The 14,220-nt window shown below is 69.1% G+C and carries 14 protein-coding genes; 8 read left to right on the top strand and 6 right to left on the bottom strand.

Annotated elements, in window-relative coordinates:
* Positions 1–203: 203 nt before the first annotated feature.
* From FB390_RS28930 to FB390_RS28905, 6 genes are all read right to left on the bottom strand, one after another.
* Positions 204–1,463, bottom strand: coding sequence for a deoxyguanosinetriphosphate triphosphohydrolase (locus tag FB390_RS28930; RefSeq protein ID WP_141813152.1), 1,260 nt, complete (start codon positions 1,461–1,463; stop codon positions 204–206).
* 5 nt (positions 1,464–1,468) lie between these two features.
* Complete coding sequence (locus FB390_RS28925; RefSeq protein ID WP_141813151.1) at positions 1,469–2,089, bottom strand: YdcF family protein; 621 nt, start codon at positions 2,087–2,089, stop codon at positions 1,469–1,471.
* A 204-nt stretch (positions 2,090–2,293) separates the two neighbouring features.
* The gene (locus tag FB390_RS28920; RefSeq protein ID WP_141812401.1) at positions 2,294–3,277 is read right to left on the bottom strand and encodes a hypothetical protein; all 984 of its coding nucleotides are present in this window, start codon (positions 3,275–3,277) and stop codon (positions 2,294–2,296) included.
* A gap of 8 nt (positions 3,278–3,285) precedes the next feature.
* Complete coding sequence (locus FB390_RS28915; RefSeq protein ID WP_141812400.1) at positions 3,286–3,501, bottom strand: hypothetical protein; 216 nt, start codon at positions 3,499–3,501, stop codon at positions 3,286–3,288.
* Between the two features lie 54 nt (positions 3,502–3,555).
* Entirely contained in the window at positions 3,556–4,554 is a 999-nt protein-coding gene (locus FB390_RS28910; RefSeq protein WP_141812399.1) for an alpha/beta hydrolase, read from the bottom strand.
* 176 nt (positions 4,555–4,730) lie between these two features.
* On the bottom strand, positions 4,731–5,978 hold the full coding sequence (locus FB390_RS28905; protein WP_141812398.1) for a PucR family transcriptional regulator: 1,248 nt from the start codon (positions 5,976–5,978) through the stop codon (positions 4,731–4,733).
* Between the two features lie 349 nt (positions 5,979–6,327).
* Here FB390_RS28905 and FB390_RS28900 point away from each other — a divergent pair, with 349 nt between their 5' ends.
* The 8 genes from FB390_RS28900 to FB390_RS28865 are packed head-to-tail and all read left to right on the top strand — an operon-like array spanning position 6,328 to position 14,174.
* On the top strand, positions 6,328–7,137 hold the full coding sequence (locus tag FB390_RS28900) for an MlaE family ABC transporter permease (RefSeq protein ID WP_141812397.1): 810 nt from the start codon (positions 6,328–6,330) through the stop codon (positions 7,135–7,137).
* Entirely contained in the window at positions 7,137–8,000 is an 864-nt protein-coding gene (locus tag FB390_RS28895; protein ID WP_141812396.1) for an ABC transporter permease, read from the top strand. Before FB390_RS28900 ends, FB390_RS28895 begins: the two co-directional genes overlap by 1 nt.
* Before the next feature lie 2 nt (positions 8,001–8,002).
* Positions 8,003–9,034 (top strand): MlaD family protein, encoded by a 1,032-nt coding sequence (locus FB390_RS28890; RefSeq protein ID WP_141812395.1) that lies wholly within the window; start codon positions 8,003–8,005, stop codon positions 9,032–9,034.
* Entirely contained in the window at positions 9,034–10,041 is a 1,008-nt protein-coding gene (locus FB390_RS28885; RefSeq protein ID WP_342780455.1) for an MCE family protein, read from the top strand. Before FB390_RS28890 ends, FB390_RS28885 begins: the two co-directional genes overlap by 1 nt.
* The gene (locus FB390_RS28880; protein WP_246124437.1) at positions 10,029–11,075 is read left to right on the top strand and encodes an MlaD family protein; all 1,047 of its coding nucleotides are present in this window, start codon (positions 10,029–10,031) and stop codon (positions 11,073–11,075) included. The genes FB390_RS28885 and FB390_RS28880 overlap by 13 nt, the downstream gene beginning before the upstream one ends.
* The gene (locus FB390_RS28875) at positions 11,075–12,163 is read left to right on the top strand and encodes an MlaD family protein (RefSeq protein ID WP_141812394.1); all 1,089 of its coding nucleotides are present in this window, start codon (positions 11,075–11,077) and stop codon (positions 12,161–12,163) included. Before FB390_RS28880 ends, FB390_RS28875 begins: the two co-directional genes overlap by 1 nt.
* On the top strand, positions 12,163–13,218 hold the full coding sequence (locus FB390_RS28870) for an MlaD family protein (protein ID WP_141812393.1): 1,056 nt from the start codon (positions 12,163–12,165) through the stop codon (positions 13,216–13,218). The genes FB390_RS28875 and FB390_RS28870 overlap by 1 nt, the downstream gene beginning before the upstream one ends.
* Entirely contained in the window at positions 13,215–14,174 is a 960-nt protein-coding gene (locus FB390_RS28865) for an MlaD family protein (protein WP_141812392.1), read from the top strand. Before FB390_RS28870 ends, FB390_RS28865 begins: the two co-directional genes overlap by 4 nt.
* Positions 14,175–14,220: the final 46 nt, after the last annotated feature.

Here is a 14,220-nt window from a genome sequence, read left to right as displayed (position 1 = left end):
AGGCACCGGCATCGACTCTCCGGGCGGCGGTCTTCCGCGGTCGACCAACCGCAGTGCACGACCGACCGAAACCGGCCGTGTCGACCAGGCGACGGTCCGGCGCGCCCGCATGGGCTGGGGCGGAGTGCGATGTCGGCGGCCAGGACTTGCGCCTGCGACGCGATGACGTAATGACGTAATGACGTAATGACGTAATGATTACGTCAAACGCCGAAGTAGGTGGCGAGGCGTTCGAGGCGGCTTTCGGTGTAGGAGGCGATCTGGTCGACGACGACGCGGATCTGGGCGGTGGGGGTGGTGGCGGCGTCCCACCACGGGAGGAGTTGGGGGTCCAGGTGGCGGGGGGCTTCGGCGTGCAGGCGGGTGGCTACGGCGAGGATGCGTTCGCGCTGGGCGGCCTGCCTGCGGCGGTGGTCCGGGTCGGACATGACGTAGCGCAGGGCGACGGTCTTCAGCATGGCGACTTCGGCGGCGGCGACGGGCGGGATCTCGAGGTCGGCGTCGTAGCGGGACAGCGGCTTGGCGCCCGCGACGGTGCGGGTGGCCATGATGGCGGCCGTGGCGAAGCGGCCGACGAGCTCGCTGGTGAGACGTTTCAGCGCGACCGAGGCGGTGAGGGTGCCGTCGTAGTGGAAGACGTCCGCGATCACCGGCAGTTCGGAGAGGCGCTGGGCGGCCTGGACGAGGTCGTCCACGGTGAGGGTGGGGTGCTGGGCGTGGCCCATGCGCGCCAGTTCCCGCTGTTCGGACGGGTCGGCGAGGGCGCGCAGATCGATGCGGCCCGCGATGATGCCGTCCTCGACGTCGTGCACCGAGTAGGCGACGTCGTCGGACCAGTCCATGATCTGGCATTCCAGGCTGCGCCTGCGGTCGGGCGCGCCCTTGCGTATCCAGGCCAGCCGGTCCACGTCGACGTCGTAGGCGCCGAACTTGGTGCCGGAACCCGTTCTGCCCCAAGGGTATTTGATCGCCGCGTCGAGGGCGGCGCGGGTGAGGTTCAGCCCGGCGCTGGCACCGTCGGGGGTGAGCACCTTGGGCTCGAGCCGGGTCAGGATGCGCAAGTTCTGGGCGTTGCCCTCGAAACCGCCGTGCCGGTCGGCGAACTGGTCGAGGGCCTTCTCGCCGTTGTGGCCGTAGGGCGGGTGGCCGATGTCGTGGGCGAGCCCGGCCAAGTCGACCAGGTCGGGGTCGCAACGCAGTCCGTCGGCGATGCTGCGGCCGATCTGGGCGACCTCCAGCGAGTGGGTGAGCCGGGTGCGCGGGGTGTCGCCATCGCGCGGACCCATCACCTGGGTCTTGTCGGCGAGCCTGCGCAGCGCCGCGGAGTGCAGGACGCGCGCACGGTCGCGGGCGAACTCGGTGCGGTGGCCGTTCTCGAACTCGCTGCGCGGCGGGGCGAGGCCGGCCGTCTTGGTGCGCTCGGCGGCCATCCGTTCCCGGTCGTGGTCGGTGTAGCTGTCCATCGGCGTCACTGCCCCGCGGTGTAGGAGAAGTCGGCGGAGAAGTGCGTCAGCTGGTACCACAGCAGCGCGAAGGTTTCCCTGGCGATGCCGTGCGCCTGGGATTCGCGGGTGTAGACGGCGGGTCCGGTGCGGGTCGGCGCGGTCCAGGCGTGCAGCCCGGCGTCGCGGGCCATGGTGCGCGTGCGCAGCGAATGCCACGGGTCGCTGACCAGCACGGCGGAGGACATGTCGCGCGCCTTCATGGCGAGGGCGACGGCCTCGACGCTGCGCAGCGTGTCCGAACCGGTCTCGACGGCCAGAATCCGGTCGGCCGGTACGCCGCGCCGCTGCAGATAGTTCTTGCCGGAGGCGGCCTCGGTGTAGAGATCGCCCTCCTGCTTGCCGCCGACGGTGATCACGCGCGGCGCGACTCCGGCCTGGAACAGCCGATACGCCTGGTCGAGGCGGGCCTCGAACACCGAGGACGGCGTGCCGGAATACTGCGCGGCGCCGAGCACGACGATCGCGTCGGCCTTGGTGTAGTCGTCGATCCGCGCGACCTGCCAGACCCGAAAAGCCGTGCCGCCGATCAACACCAGGGCCGCGAGCACCGCGGCGATCAGGATCCTGCGTGCCCAGCGCAGCATCCCGGCGCCGACCCCGCGCGCGAGGCCGGATTCGTGCGCCGAGGCCGGTGTGCTGCGCTGAGGTGCCGAAATCACCCAACCAAGTGTGCCAGGTGACCCCGACCCCGCGCGGACCTGCGCGCGCGCCGTGGCCGCGCCGGGATCGAATCGTGCTCTGGCGCCGGACGGGTCACACCGAAGGCGTGCCCGAAAAGACGGCGCCCGTCACTCGGCCCCTTCCCGCAGGCGGGTGAAGCGATCGCGCTCCGGCGGCTCGAGCATCTCGCCGATGGCGCGCAGCGTGCCGCGGGCCGCCGGGGTGGTCGCCTGGTCGAGCAGCGTGCCGGCGAGGGCGCCGTCGCCTCGGCTCAACCGCTCGGCGATGGGCCGCAAGTGGCGTTCGTCGACGGCGGCCAGCACTGTGAGCAGCTCCACCACCGCTTCGCCGTCGGCGGCGACGGTGAGCAGCCGGTCGAGTCCCGCCTCGTCGAGTCCGTCGAGGAACTCACCGCCGAGATCGTGGCGCAGGCCGGGCTCGAGCCGGGACAGCACCGAGATTCCGGCGATCAACGTCTCGTCCGAACTCGCCGACGCCGCACGGACGATGGCGCTGCGGCGCGCGGCGGGCAGCACTCGGACGACGTCGTTGAGCCGGTCGGCCGACGGCGTCAGCGCCGCGGTGCGCAACAGCCCTTCGTCGTCGGCGATGCCGCGCTCGAAACCACGGATCAATTCGTCGGTGGCGTGCTCGACGAAACGCGCGGAGGTGACGTAGTCGCGGCGGCGCAGCAGCTCGTTCGCCGCGGGCACCAGCACCTCCGCGGGCATCCGAGGGGCGAGCACCGGGATGGCCCTCGGATCGAGATAGGGCGCGGCGTCGGCCATGTACTCCGGCGTGAGTTCGCCGAGCAGCCCGGCGGCCCGGTCCGGGTGATCGATCCCGACGGCTCCCCCGGCGCGGCCGCCGACCTCGGCGGGCACGGCTTTCAGCACCACCTTGGCGGCGAGCGCGTTGGGCACCAGCGGTGCGAGTTTGCTCACCCTGGCGAAAGTGGCCGCGTGCGCGTCGAAGAGCCGGTCGGAGATTCGCTCCCGCAATTCGCGCAGGTTCTGCGCGCCGAGCCGGGTCAAGCTCGCGAGGTCGGCGGGGTCGGCGTCGAGCGTCTGCGCCAGCATCTCCAGCTGGCCGCGGGTCAGCAGATCGGTCATCGTCTCGCCTACTTTCCGAACAGGATTTTGCGGGCCGGGATGCGCACGAGCCGTGGCAGCACCTCGAGCGAGGCGTCGATGGCCGCGTCGAGGCTGTGCCGCTGCTGTTGTTCGGCGCGTCGCAGGAGGGTCGACAGTGTCCTGGCCTCCTCGTCGGTGAGCTGGTCGATGATCTCGCGCGGCTCGGCCAGTTCGGCGAGCAGCTCACGTTTCGGATCGGTCATCCCGGTCGTGGCTCCTTGGTGTCGAAAGCGGTTGACTGGCTGGGTTGTTCGCGATCAGGCGGTGCGGCGCTCGGCACGCTGCCGGAGCGTGCGGTCGAGGAAGCCGCCGATCTCGCGGACCGCCTCGGCGGCTTCCGGGACGATCGAGGCCGCCGCCTGGAAGACGTGCACCTGCCCCGGCCAGATCTGGAGTTCACAGGGCACGCCGTGGGCGGCGAGGCGTTCGGCCATGAGCTCGGCGTCGGGATAGACGAATTCGCTGGAGCTGGCCTGAATCAGGGTGGGCGGCAATCCGGTCAGGTCGGCGCGCGCGGGCGACACCAAAGGCATTGTCCCGCAGGTGCGCTCGGCGAGCGCACCGAAGATCGGCACGGCGCGGACCGGGAAGACCGCGCAGACACCGCCGGTGGGCGCGGCGAGCTTGGCGGAATGATCCCAGTCGGTGAGCGGCGACATGGCGACGATCGCGGCGGGCATCGGCAGACCCTGCCGCCGGATCTCCAACGCCGTCGCGAAGACGAGGTACCCGCCCGCGGAATCGCCCATCAGGGTGATGTTCTCCGGCGCGACACCCATCTCCAGCGCGTGCCGATAGCCGTCGACGCAGTCCGAAACGGCCTCGGCGATACCGTGTTTGGGCATCTTCCGGTAGCCGACCGCGAGGGTGCGCGCCCCCAGCATGTCGGCGAAGCGCCCGATCATCTGGTGGTGCAGGGTCCGGTTCCCGACGAGGAACGCCCCGCCGTGCAGGTAGAGCACGAACCGGGATTCGTCGACGATCCGAGGCGTGGTCAGCTCGGCTCCGCAGTGCGGCAACGCGACACGCCGACGGCTCAGGCCGGGCGCGGTGCGCAGCACCCGTCCCAGATGATCGATCGCACCGTACGGCCACGGCAGATCCGGGTAGCGCGACCAGAGGGCGATGAACGGCCGCACGGAGTACCGGATCGCCGCGTCGAGAACGCGGGAACGGAAACTGCCGCCCGCGAAGTCGGTGCGCAGCGGATTCGGTTGGGGGCGTGAGGCGGAACGGTCGACGTCGACCGAATTCATGGTGGCAGCCCTTCTCGTCCTGGGTCCTCGCCCCCGCACGAGCGCCTCTAGCTCGCGCAACGCCGACGACCCGCGTTGTGATCCTGGCACAAGTATCGGCAACCGTCTGAGTCGGTGTCACTGCATCGATACGAGAATACGGCCTGCCGCGTTAGTCACGCGGAACGAATCGCGGGTCAGGTCGGATCCGCCGCCGCGGCGGTCGGCGGGTAGAGGCGGTAGACCATCAATGCCGCCGCGAGCAGCCGGGATTCGGTGGGATCGGAGGGGTCGAAGCCGGTGAGTTCGGCGACGCGACGCAGGCGGTAGCTGAAGCTGTTGGGGTGCAGGTGCACTTCGGCCGCCGCCGCCTTGCGATCGGCGCCGTGCCGCATGTGCGCGTCCAGCGCTTCCAGCAGATGCGGGTACGGCTCGAGCGGAACGATGCGCTGCGCCAACCGTTCTCGAGAGCGTCCCGGACGGGTCAGCTGGTACTCCAGCATCAGGTCGTCCAGCTCGTAGGTGCCCGTCGGGAGACCGAGCGCTCTGGCGAGATCGCCGAGTTCGGCGGCCTCGCTCGCGGCGGACACCAGTTCGCCGCGCGGTACCGATCCGGCGTCGATGACGACGACCGAACTGCCGAGCCGAGCCGCGAGCGCCGCGCCCAGTTCCCCGTACGGCGGATCGATCGACGGGTCGGCGGCCGTCGGCAGCAGCGCGATACCGGTCGTGCCGTCGAAGGTGTTCAGCGCCGTTGTCGCGGCGAGGGTGTCGAGCACCTGCTGCACCAGCCGGATTCGGCGGCGGGCCACCACCGTGTCGACCCGCGGATCCGCCTGGTTGTACGGGACGACCTGGATGGCGAGCACGTCGTAGCGATCCGCCAGTGCGATGTCGGCGCGGGCGGCCAGTTCGGCGGTCTCGACGCCGCGGAGCAAGGCCGCGCACAGCAGCCTGCGCGCCTCCCGTTCGCTGCCGTAGATCGACTGCTCCACGTCGCTGTGCGTCTCGGCCATGGAGACGGTCATATTGGCGAGCAGATCCAGCAGCAGGTCGGAGAAGGCGAGCAGGTCCCGCAGGTCGTCGGGTTCGGCGAGCGTCCCCGCCTCGCGCCAGAGGTGCCGCACCGATCCGAACAGCGCTTGGATCAACGCGCGCAATGGAATTCGGTCTTCGGCATGCCGCTGCACCACCGGCACGACCCACTCGGCAACTTCCTCGGGTGTGCAAGCCCGCTTCTCTTCGAGCGCCGCGAGGAACGCCCCGGCCCCCGCGACGATCGCCGGAACGACCTCGTCGTTGAAATGCCCTGCGGGCAACGCCTCGGCGCCCGGGATCGCCGCGATCCCGGCATCGAGCAATTCGGTGAACAGATCGGTGAGGCGCGGAAGGAGCCGGGTGATGATCGGAGCGTCGATCGAGAGCGGTGACTGCACTGCGGGCATTGCGGCATTTTGACCGCGACCCGATGTTGCTGCAAGTTCCCCGATGGCCGCGATCAGCTCACTCGACCGAGCGCGGCGCGGCGCGGCGCGAATCGAGCTGCCGCGCTCGTCGGTGAGCTGGCGCGATCCGTTGCGGTTTTGGCGCGCTTAGTCTCTCGAAACGAATCGGCATGGTCGATCTTCTCGCCGAAGTGCAGTGACAAGCATCGCGGCATCCCCCTAGATTCGGACAGCGGCCGGGCTATGGCTCGAGTCACAACCCGAGCAGTGCGGAAAGGGAGCGGCGAACTTGGTGGGGACCTTCCGCGATATTTCGCGAGCGGCCGCGGCCGACGGGGGTGGTCCAGCGATGTTGCGCACCGTTCGCGAGAATTTCTCCGACACTGTCGTGTCGTCGTTGCGGACGTTCGGTCGTGCGGTGGGTATGGCGCAGGAGTCGGTGGTGGGGGCGGTCGGTGATCTCGCGCGGCGGGAGTTGCAGTGGCGTGAGGTGATCTTGCAGGCGTGGCGGTTGGTCACGGTGACGACGGTGCCGGCGATCTTGATGGCGATTCCGTTCGGGGTGATCGTGTCGATCCAGGTGGGCAATCTGATCCACACGTTGGGTGCGGATTCGTTGTTGGGGGCGACCGGTGGGTTGGGGGTGATCAAGCAGGGTGCGCCGATGGCGACGGGGTTTTTGCTGGGTGGTGCGGGGGCGGCGGCGATCGCGGCGGATCTGGGTGCGCGCACGATCCGGGAGGAGATCGATGCGTTGCACACGATGGGGATCTCGCCGGTTCATCGGTTGGTGATTCCGCGGTTGGTGGCGATGGTGGTGGTGGCGCCGTTGTTGAACGTGTTGATCATTTTCGTGGGTGTGTTGGCGGGGTATGCGGTGGCGATCGGTGGGCAGGGGGTCACCCCGGGTAGTTACTGGGCGACGTTCGGGTCGTTCACCACGACCGCGGATGTGTGGATGTCGTTGGTGAAGGCGTTGATCTTCGGGTTTTTGGTGGTGATCATCGCTTGTCAGCGGGGGTTGGAGGCCAAGGGTGGTCCGCGGGGTGTGGCTGATGCGGTGAACGCGGCGGTGGTGTTGTCGGTGGTGTCGATCGTGTGTGTGAACCTGTTGTTGACGCAGGTGACCGCGATGTTCCTGCCCACGAGGCTGGCCTGATGACCGCGTCCTCCTACGTCCCCGCCGGACTCGGCAGGCTGACCCGCAGACTGCGCGCGACCCGGCCGTCGCGGCCACTGGAGGCCCTCGGCTTCGCGGCCGGATTCGTCTGGCAGGCACTGAGTTCCATCCCGCTGGCGGTCACGCACTACCGCGCGGAGACCATGCGCGCCATCACCGACATGACCTGGGGCCGCGGCTCGGTGATCGTCGGCGGCGGAACCGTGCCGATGATGATCGTGCTCGGCGCCGCGATGGGTGCGTCGGTCGGCGTCGAGTCGTTCGCCACCCTCGACATGCTCGGCATGGGTCCGGTCACCGGGCTGATCTCGGCCTTCGCGACGACCCGCGAGCTGGCGCCGATCGCGGCCGCGATCGGGTTCGCCGCGCAGGCCGGCTGCCGGATGACCGCCGAGATCGGTTCGATGCGCATCTCCGAGGAAATCGATGCGCTGGAGGCGCTCGGCCTGCGTTCGGTACCGTTCGTGGTGACGACGCGCGTGATCGCGGGCGCCATCGCGATCGTGCCGACGTTCCTGATCGCGCTGATCCTGTCCTACCTCGCCTGCCGCGGGCTCATCACGCTGGTGCACGGCCAGTCCGCGGGCGTCTACGACCACTACTTCTTCCAGTTCGTGTCCGGATTCGACGTGATCGCCGCGGTGATCAAGGTCGCGATCTTCGGCACCGTGGTCATCCTGATCCATTGCTACTACGGGTTTTTCGCCACCGGCGGCCCGGAAGGCGTCGGCGTCGCGTCCGGCCGCGCGGTGCGCGCGAGCTTCGTGGCCATCATCGCCGTCGACATGGTCTTGTCCATCGTTCTGTGGGGCTTCAACGCCGCCATCAGTTTCACGGGGTAGGAATGCCGAATTACGGAATGCCCGGTGTCGCGATCGACCGCACGATGTCGATGCGAACCGGGGCGGTCTTGCTGGCGGCGGTCGTGTGTGTCGGCGCGGGCTGGCGCGTCTACGACGGCGTCCGCGAGGAGGACGGACTGCGAATCTCGTTGCACACCGAGCAGATCGGTGACGGGGTGGTCGCGGGTACACAGGTCAGGGCCGACGGCGTGCTGGTCGGCGAGGTCGCCGAGATCGCACCCGACCAGCAGGGCACGCAGCGGATCACGTTGCGGCTGGACGACTCTCGCCTGGACGGCCTCGACGACAGCCTGCGCGTCGACTACGCCACCGGGAACGTCTTCGGCATCAGCGAGCTCGAGCTGCGTGCCGGACCGGGCGGTGCGCCCCTGCGGCCGGGCACGGTGATCGACCTGACCGGTCCGAACGCCGCGGCCGCCTACGACGCGACGATGGGCAGCCTGTTGCGCAGCGTCTCCCAGGTGAGCAACGAGGTGCTCACCGCGCAGCTGACCTCGGTGCTCGCCCAGCTCGCGGGTGACATCCGCGCGTTCACGCCGCTGCTGCAGTCGATGGTGGTGCTGGCCCGCACGGTCGCCGACGCGCAGACGCTGCCGATGTCGTATCAGCTCGGCCAGTTCGGCTCGGCGCTGGGCGGCGCGGCGCCGTTCGTCGGCGCGACCTTGCAGGTGATCGATCAGGTCTATCGAATTCCGGTGCTGCGCACGGACCGCGAGCGCTTCGACGCGACCATCGACACGGTCGTCGAGCAACTCTTTCCCGCCTTCGAAAGGACGATGTACCGCGCGGGTGACGAGTTCGCCGAGTACGCGGCGATGCTGACGCCCATTCTCGCGGCCGCCGCCGGGATGGTGTCGACGCCGGAGCAGTCGAGTGCCGAACTGCGCGAGTTGCTCGATCGGTTGCGCTCGGCCATGCCCGAGACCCCGGACGGCCCCGTCCTGAACGTCGACATCGACGTGCGGACGGTGCCGGTCCTCGCGCCGCTGCTCGGAGACGCGGGAGGCCGGTGATGATCTCGGTCCGCGCGGCGGGTCTGCGGCTCGCGCTGTTCGCGGGTGCGATGGCGGCGGTGCTCGCGCTGGTGATCACCGCGATCCAGCGCCCGGTGTCCGGCGACACCGACAGCTATCGGCTGGTCTTCACCGACGCCAACGGCCTGAAGACCGGTGACGACGTGCGCATGTTCGGCGTCCAGGTCGGCAAGGTCGAAACCATTGCCTTGCAAGGAAATCAGGCCATGGTTGGCATCAGCGTGCGCCGCGCCTCGCCGGTCTACGACAACTCCAGGTTCGCGATCCGCTACCAGAACCTCACCGGCCAGCGATACGTGGATCTGCAACAGCAGAACACGCCGACAGGCCGCACCGCACCGGGATCGACGATCGGCACCGACCGCACGGTGCCCTCGTTCGACGTGACCAGCCTGTTCAACGGCCTGAAGCCGGTGCTGGCCACGCTCTCACCCGAGACGGTGAACCAGTTCAGCGAGAGCATGCTCGCGGTGATCGAGGGCAACGGCAACGGTATCGGTCCCGCGCTCGACGCCATCGGCACGCTCAGCAGTTACGCGACCGACCGGCAGCAGGTGATCTCGACGCTGATCAGGAACTTGTCCAAGATCTCGGACCAGATCGGTGGGCGCTCACCGCATTTGGTGACCCTGCTCGGCAAGCTGGCCGACGTCTTCACCTCGCTGCAAATCAAGATCACCGGCCTGATCGATTTCGCGGTCACCGCGCCGCCGGTCCTCGATCCGGTCGACTCGCTGCTCGCCACGCTCGGGCTCACCGAGGACGCCAACCCCGATCTGGACACCATCGTGCACACGCTGTTCCCGGACCCGCGGGTCTTCGTCGACCTGCTCGGCAGGCTGCCCGCCCTGCTGGCCGGTCTGCGCGAGGCGCTTCCGGCGACCGCATCGAGCACCGCTCTGACGTGCAGCCGCGGCCGGGCCGACGTCCCCGGCGCGCTCGACGTGCTGATCGCGGGCCAGAAGGTGGCGATATGCAAGGGATGACGCGCGTCGCGCGCTGGTCCGATCGGGACCGGCCGCGCCGTGACGAGGCCGCCACCCGCAGGCGGGACCTGCGCCTCGGCGTGCTCGGCGTGCTGCTGGTCGCGCTGGCCATGGCGGCGGTCGCGGTGCTGTACGCGGTGCCGTTCGGCAAGCACACCTACACGGCCGAGCTCACCGAGGCCCAGTCGGTGCGTCCCGGCGACGACGTGCGGCTCGCGGGCATCTCCGTCGGCAGCGTCGAAGCGCTGGAGCTGCAACAGGATCGGGTGCTGATGACGTTCACCGTCGACTCGTCGGTCTTCGTCGGCAGGGAGACCTCGCTGGACATTCGCATGCTGACGATCGTCGGCGGGCACTACGTGGCATTGTTCCCCGCCGGAAACGTCCCGCTCGGCTCCCGCACCATCCCTTCGGATCGAGTCCGCCTGCCCTACAGCCTGATTCAGGCCTTCCAGGACGCCGTCGAACCGATCCGCCGTGTCGACGGCGACGGCCTGCGCGACAATCTGGCCGCGATGGCGGACTCGCTCGAGGCGAGCCCGGACAGCCTGCGTCGCACGCTCGACGGCGTCGAGCATTTCGTCGACGTGCTCGATCAGCAGCGGGCCGACGTCGCGAAAGCCATCGGTATCGCGGACGAATACCTCACCGCCGTCGGCGCCGCGAAAGGCGAGCTGGGACGGTTGGTGGACAAGGTCGACCTGCTCGAGACGTTGCTGGCCGACAAACGCACCGAGGTGCGCACGGCGGTGGAGGCGCTGGACCGGGTGATCAGCAGGCTCGGCGCACTGCAGCCCGCCTGGGGCGGCACGCTCCGGCCGATGGCCGAGCGGCTGGCCGCGGCGGTGCCGGAACTGGAGCGGCTCGGTGAACGTCTGCAACCGGTGATCGACGATGTGCACGCGCTCGGCCAGCGCCTCGAGCAGCTCGTTCCCCACGAGGGCGAGGTCGTGATCGATCAGTCGAACACCACCGTGCAGGCGCCGCCGCAGGCCGAACCGATCTGCGTGCCCGTGGCCGGGAGGGTCTGCTGATGCTGCTGAAAGTCCTCGGATCGCGTGGATTCATGTCCGTCGCGGGAGCTTTGGTGATCGTAGGGGTGGCGGCGGCCGCGTATGTGGTGGCCGCGGAACCCTTCAAGAGGACCGAGACCTACTGCGCGCTGATGCCGGACACGATCGGCCTGTACGTCGGCAATCACGTCACCATGCGCGGTCTACCGGTCGGTGAGGTGACCGCCATCGAGCCGTCGCCCACCTCTGTTCGGGTGGAGTTCACCGTCGACGCCGATCACCCGCTGCTCGCGGGCGCCGCGGCCACGACGGTTTCCGACACCATCGTCGCCGATCGTGAACTCGCGCTGGTGAACACCGAGAATGCCACCACACGTTGGGATTCCGCGCGGTGCCTGACCAAGACGCTGACCCCGAAGAGCATGACGGAAACGCTCGGTGCCCTAGCCGAATTGTCCGGTGAGGTGCTGGGTCCCGAAGGCGGCGAACAGAACGCGCTGGCGCGCGGCATCGGCGCGCTGAACGCGGCGACGGCGGGTACCGGCCCGCAGCTCAACGAGATCGTCCGCAAGCTGGGCGCCGCGTCGAACTCCCCGGATGCCGCCATCGGCCATCTGGCCGGCCTCATCGACGCGCTGTCCTCGCTGTCGGGCAGTGTGGCGGCCCGCTGGGGCGACATCAAGTCGATGCTGCTGCGCCTCTCCGACGTGCTCGGCCAGGTGAACGACGAACTGTTCGGCCGGACCGTCGAGATCATCGACAGCTTCCAGCGGTTGCTGCCGATGCTCAACGAGATCACGAGCATGTTCGGCGATCCGATCTTCCGAGTGCTGGACGCCACCGTGCCGTTGGTGCGGCTGCTGCGCGACAACGTGGACAGCCTGCGCGACATCGTCACCAAGATCCCCGCGCTCACCGCGGCTGTCGGCACCGTGACAGCGACCGGCATCGCCTATCTGCCACCGAAAGTGGCCCTACCCGAACAGGATGCGGAAAAGGTGTGTGCGGCGATCAACGCGATCTCGCCCGGGCGCTGCGGCGCGTCGGCCGAGGGCAAACCGCAGGTCGACCTGGTGCACTGGGTCCTGGGTATGGCGGGAGCGCGCTGATGGCTCGGAGGATTCACCGCGGCTTGCTCGCCGCGCTGCTCGCGGCCACGCTGCTCGGCGGCTGCGCGTTCGATCCGGCCTCGGTCCCGGTGCCGGGGGCCTCGGTGTCGGGGCCGACGTATCCGATCCGCATCGAGTTCGCCAACGCGCTGAACCTGCCCGCGCGGGCGAAGGTCATGGCCAACGGGGCTCAGGTCGGCAATGTCACCGGGGTGACCGTGGTCGATCCGGCCGCGACGAACGGCAGCGGCGGTTATGTCGTCGTGGAGGCGGAGATCGATAAGTCGGTGCGAATTCCGGCCGGCACCCTCGCCCAGCTGCGGCAGAACACGGTGCTCGGCGACATCCATATCGCGCTGGCCACCCCGCCCGGCGGCTTCGGTTCGATCCTCGCCGCGGGCGGAACCATCCCGCGCGCGCAGACGGTCCCGGCCACCCAGATCGAGGACACCATGGCGGGCATCGCGACGTTCGCGCAGGGTGGGGCGATCAGCCAGTTCCAGGAGATCGTCGACCGGCTGAACACCGTGCTGCCCGCCGATCCCGCCGAGACGGCACGGATCTCGGAAACGGTGGGCGCCAATGCGATCGATCTCGCCGAGCACCTGCGGGAGGTCGACATCTTCCTCGACGCGCTGACCGCCGATTCCGCCGTGGTGAACCAGATGGGTCCGCAGGTCGCCGAACTGCTGACCGAGCCCGCTGTCGAACAGGTTTCAGCCTCGGTTGCGTCCATCGTCGATGTCGTCGGTGTATTGGGCGCGCTCGGCAGTGTCGCGCACTCCCTGGTGTGGCTGGCCCCGCTGGCGCAGGCCGGCGATGCCGCGGCCCGCGCGTTCGTTCCGTTGGCGCTCACGTCGCGGCCGCTCGATCTCGGCGCGCCGTCGAATCTGAATGCCCTCGTGGCGCTGATCCGCGATCGGATCATCCCGTTCGTCGAACGCGGGCCGAAGGTGAACATCGTTGGCGCGACGGTGAATTCCGGTGAAGTTTCCGCCGACGACCAGGTCGAGCAGATCGTCCGGGCGATGCGCATGATCGGAGCGGTGCGATGAAGGTCGGTTCGCTGATGTCGCTGGGCGGGATCGCCGTCATCACGGTGCTCGGTATCGCGTATCTCACCTTCGGCGTCGTGCGGGTGGAGCCGCTGCGCGATGACCTGCGGGCAACCCTGGTGCTGACCAATTCCGGTGGGCTCGAAGTAGGTTCGCCGATCCTGTTGCGCGGCGTGAAGGTCGGTGAGGTCACCGCGCTGCGGCGCGGGCGCGGGCGGGTGGAGGCCGACTTCGGTCTCGACCGGCGCTACCGGTTGCCGGTGAACAGCACCGTCGTCATCGAAGGACTGTCGGCGCTCGGCGAGCCGTACGTGGAATTCACCCCGAACACCGACGATGGGCCCTACCTGGCCGAAGGCGAAGTGCTGGAAGGCCTTCGAGTGCGCGCGCCACTCTCGACACCGGAGGTCGCGCGCCTGGTCACCCAGGTGATGAACCAGCTCGACCCGAACGCGATCGGCGAGTTCATCGACACCCTCGGCATCGCGATGGAGGGCACCGAATCGGTGACGCCCGGCCTCGCCAGATCCACCGACCTGCTGGCCGCGGCCATCATGAGCCGGTCACCGCGGATCGGGACCATCATGTCGGATCTGCAATCCATCGCGCCGGACATGGACTGGACCGGCCCGTCCTTCGGCGCGGCCGCACCGACCTTCGTCGAGTTCGGTCAACGAGTCGATCAGATCGCCGAAGCGGTGGGCCGCCTGGCGCGGACCGGCGACACGCCCGCGATGTACCTGGAGGGAAACGGGCTGGTGCCATTCCAGACTCGGCTCACCGAATGGATCGCCACGGTGGGTCCGGAGGTGAGGCCGCTCGCGCCGATGCTCCAACCCCTCGCCGACGCGGCGGCGCACAGCGCGCTGCAGATCGACCTCGGCGCGCTGATCAGCCAGGCGCTGGCGGCCACCGAACCCGAAGGGGCCGTGCGTATTCAGGTCGGCGTCAGGTAGCGGGCAAGATCCCCTGGTTGTCGCGTTCCAAGCTCGCGGATGATCA

Origin of the sequence: Nocardia bhagyanarayanae (assembly GCF_006716565.1) — a bacterium.
Taxonomy (GTDB): domain Bacteria; phylum Actinomycetota; class Actinomycetes; order Mycobacteriales; family Mycobacteriaceae; genus Nocardia; species Nocardia bhagyanarayanae.
This window is presented reverse-complemented; position numbering and strand designations above follow the sequence as displayed.

Excerpts from the sequence above, each read along its gene's own strand:
- FB390_RS28900 (WP_141812397.1), top strand. The coding sequence starts at position 6,328 with ATGTTGCGCACCGTTCGCGAGAATTTCTCCGACACTGTCGTGTCGTCG.
- FB390_RS28880 (WP_246124437.1), top strand. The coding sequence starts at position 10,029 with ATGCAAGGGATGACGCGCGTCGCGCGCTGGTCCGATCGGGACCGGCCG.
- FB390_RS28890 (WP_141812395.1), top strand. The coding sequence starts at position 8,003 with ATGCCGAATTACGGAATGCCCGGTGTCGCGATCGACCGCACGATGTCG.
- FB390_RS28925 (WP_141813151.1), bottom strand. The coding sequence starts at position 2,089 with ATGCTGCGCTGGGCACGCAGGATCCTGATCGCCGCGGTGCTCGCGGCC.
- FB390_RS28920 (WP_141812401.1), bottom strand. The coding sequence starts at position 3,277 with ATGACCGATCTGCTGACCCGCGGCCAGCTGGAGATGCTGGCGCAGACG.
- FB390_RS28915 (WP_141812400.1), bottom strand. The coding sequence starts at position 3,501 with ATGACCGATCCGAAACGTGAGCTGCTCGCCGAACTGGCCGAGCCGCGC.
- FB390_RS28930 (WP_141813152.1), bottom strand. The coding sequence starts at position 1,463 with ATGGACAGCTACACCGACCACGACCGGGAACGGATGGCCGCCGAGCGC.
- FB390_RS28910 (WP_141812399.1), bottom strand. The coding sequence starts at position 4,554 with ATGAATTCGGTCGACGTCGACCGTTCCGCCTCACGCCCCCAACCGAAT.
- FB390_RS28905 (WP_141812398.1), bottom strand. The coding sequence starts at position 5,978 with ATGCCCGCAGTGCAGTCACCGCTCTCGATCGACGCTCCGATCATCACC.
- FB390_RS28885 (WP_342780455.1), top strand. The coding sequence starts at position 9,034 with ATGATCTCGGTCCGCGCGGCGGGTCTGCGGCTCGCGCTGTTCGCGGGT.
- FB390_RS28870 (WP_141812393.1), top strand. The coding sequence starts at position 12,163 with ATGGCTCGGAGGATTCACCGCGGCTTGCTCGCCGCGCTGCTCGCGGCC.
- FB390_RS28895 (WP_141812396.1), top strand. The coding sequence starts at position 7,137 with ATGACCGCGTCCTCCTACGTCCCCGCCGGACTCGGCAGGCTGACCCGC.
- FB390_RS28875 (WP_141812394.1), top strand. The coding sequence starts at position 11,075 with ATGCTGCTGAAAGTCCTCGGATCGCGTGGATTCATGTCCGTCGCGGGA.
- FB390_RS28865 (WP_141812392.1), top strand. The coding sequence starts at position 13,215 with ATGAAGGTCGGTTCGCTGATGTCGCTGGGCGGGATCGCCGTCATCACG.